We start from the raw sequence: 3065 nt of genomic DNA, 5'->3' as shown, positions 1-3065 counted from the left end.
GCCGAAAAGGGTCGCGACGGCACGAAGGATCTGGTGGCGAAGATTGGCCGGGCCAGCCGCCTGGGCGAACGCTCGCTCGGCGTCCTCGATGCCGGCGCCACATCCTGTGCCTTGATCCTGAAGGCCCTGGCGCTTGGTGCCAGGCAGAAACTGCAGCTGTCGGCGACGGCAGGTCGTTGAATTGTGAAGTATGCTCCTCCCGAGCAATGGCTCCCGGCTGACCTTCCAGCCGGGAGCGAGCCAGAGCATGATCCCGAAAAGTGGAATTCGGTTTTCTCGGACAAACGGAAACCATTTGTCCAGAGATCATGCTCAAACAGAGCCAGAGCCCCATCCAGATCTCATCGGGATGGGGCAGGTTCTGGTGCCTGATCGGAGCCAGATTGAGAGTTCGCCCGTTTGCGCTCATCTTGGCGATTGATCTTGGGATTCGGGGAAACCGGGCAGCATGACCGTCAAGACACCATCAGCACGGAAGAACGGAACCGTGCGAGCCGGAGCCGACGCTACGGCTGAACCCATTCCGTTGCGCTATGGCGACGACCCCTATGTCTGGGCCTGCTGGCTCTATTACGAAGATCGCATGACGCAGGGCGATATCGCCGACATCATGGGCATTTCGCGGGCTACGGTGAACAGTTATTTGGCTGATGCGCGCGCCAGGGGGATCGTCAACATTTCCCTCGAGCCATCGCGGCTGAGTTCACTCTCGATCGCGCAGGAACTCAAACGTCACTTCGGCCTGCATGACTGTCTCGTCGTGCCGAGCGACGACAATGCGCGGCCGCTGATCGATCGCCTTGGCGGTGCTGCGGGCCAAGCCCTGAACAAGCTTTTGAAATCCGGCGACACGCTTGCGGTTGCCTGGGGACGAACGGTGCTGGCGATCGGCGAGCAGGCGTCGGTGCCTGCCCTTCAGGACGTCACCGTCGTTCAGGCCACCGGCGGAACGAGCGCCAGTTTTGCTTACACGCCGGAGCTCTGCGCCTCCGCCATCGCCAGCGCGATCAAGGCGAAGCTGATCAACATCACAGCGCCTGCGGTGGTTTCCACGGCCGAAGTGCGCGACATCCTGTTGCGCGAGACGCTCATTGCAAGCCAGTTCGACGCGCTTTCCAAAGCCAACAAGGCGCTGTTCGGCGTCTCTTCGCTACGGCCAAATTCAACGATCCACACCAGCGGCTTCTTTGAATCGGTTTCGTTGCAGCAATATCTCGCCAAGGGTGCGGTGGGCGTGGTTGCCGGCCGCTTCATCGATGGTCAAGGCCATCCGGTGGCCGGCCCGCTCGACGACCGGACGATCGGGATATCGCTGCAGATGCTGAAGTCCATCGGCCTGCGGATCGCGGTTGCCGGCGGTTTCGACAAGGTGCCGGCAATCCTCGCCGCGCTGCGCGGCGGCTACGTCAATGTGCTTATCACCGACGCTGCCACGGGGCGCGGCATCCTGAACGCCGATGGCGTGACAGAGCTTGACCAGAAGCTGTCGCAACGCCCGAAGGTCGACAACAGCGTGGCGCTGCCCAGCAACTTCCGGACCCATATCAAGAAATTCCTGAACGACCCCGACGATGTTGTCGAGGAGATGCTTGACGGCGCGTTGAAAGCCCACGCCGCCTACATCAAGCCGATCAAGGGGTCCCATCGTGCCCTTGTCGCCCGAAACGGGCCGAGGCCAGGCAAGGTAGGGCTTGTCATCGGCGGCGGCACCGGGCATGAGCCCTGCTTTCTCGGCTATGTCGGCAAGGGCCTCGCCGATGCGGTGGCGGTCGGCAACATCTTCTCGTCGCCTCCTCCGGGTCCGATCTTCCAGTGCGCCCAGGCCGCGTCGGGCGGCCAAGGCGTGCTCTTCGTCTACGGCAATTACGCCGGCGACGTGATGAATTTCGAAATGGCGGCCGAGATGGCGGCGGAAAACAGCATCGAGGTGCGGACGGTCGTGACGACGGACGATATTGCCTCCTCGCCGCTGGAGGACAGGGAGGGACGCCGCGGCGTTGCCGGCAACTTCTTCATGTTCAAGATCGCCGGAGCCGCCTGCGACCGCGGCTGGTCGCTCGAGGCCTGCGAGGCAGCAACCCGCAAGGCGAATGCACGGACATTCACTATGGGCGTCGCGCTGGAGCCCTGCTCCCTGCCGCAGACCCGCCGCCACAATTTCGAAATCGGTCCCGACGATATCGAAATCGGCATGGGCATCCACGGAGAACGTGGTGTTATCCGCGAAAAGATGATGAGCGCCGATGAGATCACGGATCGGGTGATGGACCGCATCTTTTCGGAGATGAAACCGGCATCGGGCGACCGAGTCGCGGTGCTGATCAATTCATTTGGGGCGACGCCACTGATGGAGCTCTACATTCTCTTCAGACGCGTCGAGCAGCGGCTGAGTGCCAAGGACATCAAGATAGAGGCGAACTGGGTCGGGCACTATTGCACGTCGCTCGACATGGTCGGTGCGTCGATCTCGATCTTGCATCTCGACACCGAGTTGACGGACTTGTTGCATCATCCTTGCGATACCGCCTTCCTGAGGGTCGGCTGAGAACACAAGACATGCGCCCCACGAAGGGCTGCATCCTGCTTGAACTGGGAGGAACACGATGGCGGACAACGCGGCGCGGCAACTGAGCCGGATGTTCTATCGCATTTCCATCGCCATCGAGGCGGGAAAAGACCATCTCTCGGATCTGGACGGTGCCATTGGCGACGCCGACCACGGCATCACCATGTCCCTCGGCTTCATGGCAGTGAATGCGGAGCTGGCCAAACTCAACCTCGACGACACGCTTCCGTCGGAGGTTTTGACTGCGGCAGCGTCAGCCTTTCTCGATGCGGTCGGCGCATCTACGGGACCGCTTTATGCGACAGCGTTCCGGAGAGCAGCGCAAGCCCTCAAGCAGGAAGATTGCCTTTCATCCACAGGCCAGGCGGCAATTGTCGAGGCAATGACGACCGGCATCATGGAGCGCGGCAAGGGCCAACGCGGCGACAAGACGATGCTGGATGCATGGATTCCTGCAACGGAAGCCGCCGCCAGTGCGCGAGCCCGCGCAGCTTCAAGC

At 61.8% G+C, this 3065-nt stretch carries 3 protein-coding genes; all 3 read left to right on the top strand.

The window, feature by feature from the left end; translation table 11 throughout:
• The coding region (locus EOC06_RS42865; protein ID WP_245469776.1) for a DAK2 domain-containing protein at positions 1-180 on the top strand (180 nt) is incomplete at its 5' end.
• Positions 181-448: 268 nt separating this feature from the next.
• Positions 449-2545, top strand: coding sequence for a bifunctional sugar-binding transcriptional regulator/dihydroxyacetone kinase subunit DhaK (locus EOC06_RS19115; RefSeq protein WP_128308515.1), 2097 nt, complete (start codon positions 449-451; stop codon positions 2543-2545).
• A gap of 58 nt (positions 2546-2603) precedes the next feature.
• A partial coding sequence (locus tag EOC06_RS19110; RefSeq protein WP_128308514.1) for a DAK2 domain-containing protein occupies positions 2604-3065 on the top strand: 462 nt, incomplete at its 3' end.

The organism is Mesorhizobium sp. M7A.F.Ca.MR.362.00.0.0 (assembly GCF_004023175.1).
GTDB lineage: Bacteria > Pseudomonadota > Alphaproteobacteria > Rhizobiales > Rhizobiaceae > Mesorhizobium.
This window is presented reverse-complemented; position numbering and strand designations above follow the sequence as displayed.